Source organism: Pseudomonas sp. MG-9 (genome assembly GCF_018729515.1).
In the GTDB taxonomy this organism is placed as follows: domain Bacteria; phylum Pseudomonadota; class Gammaproteobacteria; order Pseudomonadales; family Pseudomonadaceae; genus Aquipseudomonas; species Aquipseudomonas serboccidentalis.
In genome coordinates this window covers 42,029-48,259 of the sequence record NZ_JAHHZH010000016.1, presented here as the reverse complement: position 1 = coordinate 48,259, position 6,231 = coordinate 42,029, and the positions used below count along the sequence as shown (strand labels likewise).

The window sequence follows — 6,231 nt, the reverse complement described above, 5'->3', positions numbered from 1 at the left end:
TCGACCTGGTCGACAACCGATAATTTAAAAGCCAGTGTGTAATCACGCTGACTGCGCTTCGTGCCCGTATCCATTGCACCTTCCTGAAAAGAAGTCAGAAGGTGTAAACCTTATTCAGGACGGGACATCAGGCACAAAAAAGCCCCGCATTGGCGGGGCTCTTCTTTGTAACGGCGAATCAGCTGCCTTTAACGGTTTTACCGTTGACCGTGCCGTCCTGGAGCATGATGTTGTACTCCTTGCCGTCGGTTTCAACCTGTTGCAGGCGGACCAGCAGGTAATCCCAGTCCTTGGCGAACCACAGGACAGTGATGCGCTTGCTTTGCGTCGGATCGCGCACACGCTCGACTTTGATCGCATCGATCTGGCCGGCCTTGGTGTCGACTTTCTCCGACCCCAGTACGCGGAAGTCATAAGTGTCGACTTCACCGTCATCGACCACCTGGTAGCTCATGGTCTTTTTGCCAGCGGCGACGTCATGCTGCAGCGCCAGTTGATAGGTGGACTTGTCGACCATGCCCCGGTTCAGCGGAACCTTGACCGGATCGCCGCGATCCGTGCCGGTGACCATTTTGCTGTTCCAGTCGAAGTCCAGATCAGCCTTTTTCGCCTTGCCCAGACCACCGCGTTCGAAGTGGTAGGACTGTGGCAGCAGGGTGTCTTTGTCCAGGGTCAGGGTGCTTTCTTCAGTCAGGCTGGCGATCATCATCGATGCCTTGAAGCTGAGTTTCCAGACGCCGTTGGCTTCCTTGGTCAGACTGCGTTCGGCGGTGCCGCTCATGGGCAACTGCTTCCAGTCGGCGGTGTAGCTGGCGGAGAACGGTTGAAGGTCTGCCGCCTGCGCGAAGGGCAGGGCGAGCAAGGCGCAAGCGAAGAGCAGGGCGCGACGCATAAAATCTCCTAGTGTCGAATCAAGTGGCCGCTGGCCGCGAGTAACTGGCCGTCCAGTAAAGCACCTTGTTCGCCGAGTGCCAGTCGGCCTTCGGCAAACCAGCGTACAGCCATCGGGTAGATCAGGTGTTCCTGGACATGAACTCGCTGCGCCAGACTGTGCGGCGTGTCGTGCAACTCTACCGGTATTACTGCCTGTACGACCAGTGGTCCACCATCGAGTTCCTCGGTGACGAAGTGCACGGAGCAGCCGTGTTCGGCGTCGCCGGCCTCCAGCGCGCGCTGATGAGTGTGTAGCCCTTTGTATTTGGGCAGCAGCGACGGGTGGATATTGAGCAGGCGACCCTGATAGTGACGCACGAAATCAGCGCTGAGAATGCGCATGAAGCCGGCCAGCACCACGAGTTTCGGTTGGAATTCGTCGATCAGTTCGATCAGGGCAGCATCGAAGGCCTCGCGACCTTCGAAGGCCTTGTGATCCAGCGAGCGGGTGGCAATACCCGCGTCACTGGCGCGTTGCAGGCCGTAGGCGTCGGCGCGGTTGGAAATCACCGCAGCGATGCGGACCGGGCTGTCGCCGGTCCGCGTGCTGTCGATCAGAGCCTGCAAGTTACTGCCGGTGCCGGACAACAGCACCACGACATCACAGGTATTAGGCATTAGTGAGCCTTGAGGTTTTTCAGCTCGACCTGTGCAGCGCCTTCGGCAGCGGCAGCGATCTGGCCGATGACCCAAGGCTGCTCGCCGGCGTCGCGCAGTGTGTTCAGGGCCACTTCGACGTGCTCCTGAGCCACGCAGATCACCATGCCCACGCCGCAGTTCAGCACGCGGTGCATCTCGGTCTCGTCGACGTTGCCTTTCTCTTGCAGCCAGTCGAAGACGGCCGGGCGAGTCCAGCTGGCGACGTCAACCACGGCCTGAGCGCCTTTTGGCAGAACGCGCGGGATGTTGTCGAGCAGGCCGCCACCGGTGATGTGGGCCATGGCTTTGACTGCGCCGGTGTCTTTGATCAGCTTGAGCAGCGGCTTCACGTAGATGCGGGTTGGGGCCATCAGCAGGTCGGTGAGCGGTTTGCCGTCGAGCTGGATGTTTTCGATGTCGGCGCCGGACACTTCGATAATCTTGCGGATCAGCGAGTAGCCGTTGGAGTGCGGGCCGGACGATGGCAGGGCGATCAGGGCGTCACCGGTGGCGACTTTCGAGCCGTCGATGATTTCAGCCTTTTCCACCACGCCGACGCAGAAACCGGCCAGGTCGTAGTCTTCGCCTTCGTACATGCCAGGCATCTCAGCGGTTTCACCGCCTACCAGCGAGCAACCGGACAGTTCGCAGCCGGCGCCGATGCCGGTTACAACCTGGGCAGCGGTGTCGACATTCAGTTTGCCGGTGGCGTAGTAGTCGAGGAAGAACAGTGGCTCTGCGCCGCAAACGACCAGGTCGTTGACGCACATGGCAACCAGGTCGATGCCGATGCTGTCGTGCTTGTTCAGGTTCAGCGCCAGGCGCAGCTTGGTGCCGACGCCGTCGGTGCCGGAAACCAGGACAGGCTGCTTGTAGCCGGCCGGGATTTCGCAGAGGGCGCCGAAACCGCCCAGGCCGCCCATGACTTCCGGGCGCGCAGTGCGCTTGGCGACGCTCTTGATGCGTTCGACCAATGCTTCACCGGCGTCGATGTCTACACCGGCGTCCTTGTAGCTCAGGGAGGGTTGCTTGCTCATGATCCAGGCCTTTAGGGGAGGGGATTCAGGGGTAACGACCGAGTTCAGCGGGAACGCCAAAACCGGTGGGGCGATAGCCTCACGCGAATTTCGGGGTGCCCGGCTGTTGCCGGTCTGCGAAGGCGCGCGATTTTATCAGGCTTGAGGGGCAGCGGCCATCCTCGCGCCGACGGGCAGGGGCATAATCGACTGAAATTTTTTGCAATTGTGCCGGGTGAGTGCCTGTATAAGGTGTGCCGATTAACCGTCTATCGTTATCACTGTGCAAAAACTTACCGCTACCGTGTGAATGTTTTGCGATGGCAGATTGTCACAAGCCTTGCTTAATCGGTTCACGCGGCCTGTTCCAGCCGCTCCTGTCGACGGGAATTTTCCATGCGTTTTTGTAAATTGTTGGTTGTGGGTTGTTTGTCTATGGTCAGCCTGGCGAGTCATGCCGAAAACCTCAAAGGTCTCTATCAAGTACGCCAGCCGGTCAGCAGCCAGGCACCGGAAGAGCGTGATCGTGCCACTCAGGCGGCACTGGATACGCTGGTGTTGCGTCTGACCGGCGACCCGAAGGCCCCGCAGAATCCGGGGCTGGCGGCGATTCGCAAGGATCCGCAACAGATCATCAGCCAGTTCGGATTCGATGCCGGGCCGCCGGAAGTGCTGAAAGTCGATTTCGACCCGGCCACCACCGAGCAGGCGCTGCGTCGCGCGGGGCTATCGGTGTGGGGGGCGAGCCGGCCGTCGATTCTGAGCTGGTGGCTGAACGATTCGACTGAAGGTTCGAGTCTGGTCGGTGACGGCCAGGGCGCTGCTGCACCGTTGCGTGTGGCGGCCCAGCATCGTGGCTTGCCATTGCGCTTGCCGCTGGCGGATCTGAGTGAGCAACTGGTGGCCACTGCGCCGGTACTGGATGGCACCGACCCTGCGCCGTTGCGCGGTGCTTCGGAGCGTTACGGCGCCGATGCCTTGCTGGCGGTGCATGCGCACGAAGAGGGCGGGCAGTGGCAGGCCAAATGGCATCTGTGGCTGGGCGAACAGAAAGAAGCCGGCAGCGTGCAAGGCGCCGATCAGGCCGCCGTCGCTGATGCGGTGATGCTGGCGGTGGCCGAGCGTCTGGCGCCAAGGTTTGTTGCCAAACCGGGTGCTTCGGGTCAACAGACACTGGAAGTGCGGGGCATGAATCTGGAGCATTACGCCGCGCTGTTGCGGTTACTCGAGCCGTTCGGTGTGCGTCTGCAAAGTGTCGATGGCGATCGCATCGTGTATCGGGTCAGCGGCAGTGCCGATCAGTTACGCGCGCAATTGTCGCTGGCGAAGTTGCAGGAGGTGCCGGCTGAAGTACCGGCGCCGGTGCCTGCGCCACAACCGGCCGTTGCCGGCGTGGCGCCTGTTGCAGCCCCGGCCCCAAGCCCTGTTGCACCGTCGTTGCGGTTTCGCTGGTAAGTCTTTCCTTATATAGAAGAAGCAGGAGTGGTACATGGCCGATACGCGGCGTTGGTTCTGGCTCGGTGGGGTAGTCCTGCTTTGCGCGTTTGTCTGGTTGCTGCATCCGATCCTCACGCCGTTTCTGGTGGCGTTGCTGCTGGCCTATCTGTTCGATCCGTTGGTGGATCGTCTGGAGCGGCTTGGCCTGTCGCGCACCTGGGGCGTGATTGCGGTGTTTGCCTTGTTTACGTTGATCGTCACCACGTTGTTGCTGGTGTTGGTGCCGATGCTCGCCAAGCAGTTGCTGCGCCTGTACGAACTGGCGCCACAGATGCTCGATTGGCTGCAGCACACGGCACTGCCGTGGGCGCAGTCGAAGTTGGGCTTGTCGGACGGCTTCTGGAAGTTCGACAAGGTCAAGGCTGCGATCAGCGAGCACATGGGCCAGACCACGGACATCGTCAGTGTGGTGCTGAGTCAGGCGACGGCTTCAAGCCTGGCGCTGATTGGCTGGCTGGCGAACCTGGTGCTGATTCCCGTGGTGAGCTTTTATCTACTGCGTGACTGGGACGTGATGATGGCGAAGATCCGCAGCCTGTTGCCGCGTGATCGTGAAGAAACCATCGTTTCGCTGGCCGGTGAATGCCATGAGGTGCTCGGTGCGTTCGTGCGCGGGCAACTGCTGGTCATGCTGGCACTGGGTGTGATCTACGCGGCGGGCCTGATGATCGTGGGTCTGGAGCTGGGGCTGTTGATCGGCCTGATTGCCGGTCTGGCGGCGATCGTGCCGTACATGGGCTTTGTGATCGGAATTGGCGCGGCACTGATTGCCGGGTTGTTCCAGTTCGGTGGCGATCTGTATCCGATGATCGGGATTGTCGCGGTGTTCATGGTGGGGCAGGCGCTGGAAGGCATGGTGCTGACACCACTGCTGGTGGGTGACCGGATCGGCCTGCACCCGGTGGCGGTGATTTTCGCGATTCTGGCCGGCGGCGAGCTGTTCGGGTTTACCGGAGTCTTACTGGCATTGCCGGTGGCGGCGGTGATCATGGTGCTGGTGCGCCATGTGCACGACTTGTACAAGGACTCCGACATTTACAGCGGGGTCGACGAACCCGAGTTGTAACGTCGTCGCGGGCGGCCCGGCATTGCGCCGGGTTGGCCCGTGTTTTGCGGTGGGTTTGTTCAGCGCCGCGTCAGAGAAACTGTCATAAAACCAGCGTGTTAACGCAAACCTTTGATTTTGCTTGGGGTCTGTCGCATTGTGCGCTCAGCTTCACGGGTATAAACTTCGCAAACTTTACACAGAGGCCACTAACGGTTCCTTGAGAACTGTTCAGTCAGCATGAAACCGATTCAGCTGCCCCTAGGTGTGCGTCTGCGTGACGACGCCACCTTCATCAACTACTACCCAGGCGCCAATGCCGCTGCACTCGGCTATGTCGAGCGCCTATGCGAAGCCGACGCCGGCTGGACCGAAAGCCTGATCTACCTGTGGGGCAAGCACGGCGTAGGGCGTACGCATCTGTTGCAGGCCGCTTGCCTGCGTTTTGAACAGATGGGCGAACCGGCGGTGTACCTGCCGCTGGCCGAGTTGATGGATCGCGGCATCGACATTCTCGACAACCTTGAACAGTACGAACTGGTCTGCCTGGATGACTTGCAGGTGATTGCCGGCAAGCCGGACTGGGAAGAGGCGATGTTTCATCTGTTCAACCGTCTGCGTGACAGCGGTCGGCGCTTGCTGATCGCCGCGTCTACTTCGCCACGGGAGCTGCCGGTCAAGCTGGCCGACCTTAAATCGCGCCTGACCCTGGCGCTGATCTTCCAGATGCGTCCGCTCTCCGATGAAGACAAACTGCGCGCTCTGCAATTGCGCGCTTCGCGTCGCGGTCTGCACCTGACCGACGAAGTCGGGCATTTTATTTTGACCCGCGGCACCCGCAGCATGAGTGCATTGTTCGACCTGCTCGAACAGCTGGATCAGGCCTCGCTGCAGGCGCAGCGCAAGCTGACAATTCCGTTCCTGAAAGAAACCCTCGGTTGGTAGTCAGCCCTTGAAATACGGGGCTTGCAGCCGCCTTTGACATATTTCAGGCGCCAGAAAATCCGCTTTTCCGCACAGTGTGCAGACCGCGTATCGATTCAAATGGGCTTAAGCGCTTAGATGTAAACGAGAAACCGGGAAGTCACAAAAAGATCGATT

At 60.3% G+C, this 6,231-nt stretch carries 6 protein-coding genes; 3 read left to right on the top strand and 3 right to left on the bottom strand.

Features of this window, described 5'->3' with window-relative positions; genetic code table 11:
* Window positions 1-178: 178 nt before the first annotated feature.
* From KKQ10_RS28225 to purM, 3 genes are read right to left on the bottom strand one after another with little or no spacing between them, the layout of a single operon-like run.
* Window positions 179-892: a DUF3108 domain-containing protein gene (locus KKQ10_RS28225; protein ID WP_127651549.1), complete on the bottom strand. Its 714-nt coding sequence runs from the start codon at window positions 890-892 to the stop codon at window positions 179-181.
* A gap of 8 nt (window positions 893-900) precedes the next feature.
* The gene (gene purN / locus KKQ10_RS28220; RefSeq protein WP_215502976.1) at window positions 901-1,551 is read right to left on the bottom strand and encodes a phosphoribosylglycinamide formyltransferase; all 651 of its coding nucleotides are present in this window, start codon (window positions 1,549-1,551) and stop codon (window positions 901-903) included.
* Complete coding sequence (purM, locus tag KKQ10_RS28215) at window positions 1,551-2,609, bottom strand: phosphoribosylformylglycinamidine cyclo-ligase (RefSeq protein ID WP_003223039.1); 1,059 nt, start codon at window positions 2,607-2,609, stop codon at window positions 1,551-1,553. The genes purN and purM overlap by 1 nt, the downstream gene beginning before the upstream one ends.
* Window positions 2,610-2,984: 375 nt before the next feature.
* On the opposite strand from purM, the gene KKQ10_RS28210 reads away from it, so the two are divergent.
* The 3 genes from KKQ10_RS28210 to hda all read left to right on the top strand — a co-directional run bounded on the left by KKQ10_RS28210 (window position 2,985) and on the right by hda (window position 6,075).
* The gene (locus KKQ10_RS28210; protein WP_215502975.1) at window positions 2,985-4,043 is read left to right on the top strand and encodes a DUF2066 domain-containing protein; all 1,059 of its coding nucleotides are present in this window, start codon (window positions 2,985-2,987) and stop codon (window positions 4,041-4,043) included.
* A 34-nt stretch (window positions 4,044-4,077) separates the two neighbouring features.
* Window positions 4,078-5,151, top strand: coding sequence for an AI-2E family transporter (locus KKQ10_RS28205; RefSeq protein WP_127651546.1), 1,074 nt, complete (start codon window positions 4,078-4,080; stop codon window positions 5,149-5,151).
* A 219-nt stretch (window positions 5,152-5,370) separates the two neighbouring features.
* A complete protein-coding gene (gene hda, locus KKQ10_RS28200) occupies window positions 5,371-6,075 on the top strand; it encodes a DnaA regulatory inactivator Hda (protein WP_127651545.1) in 705 nt (234 codons plus the stop codon).
* The last annotated feature ends 156 nt before the right edge of the window (window positions 6,076-6,231 follow it).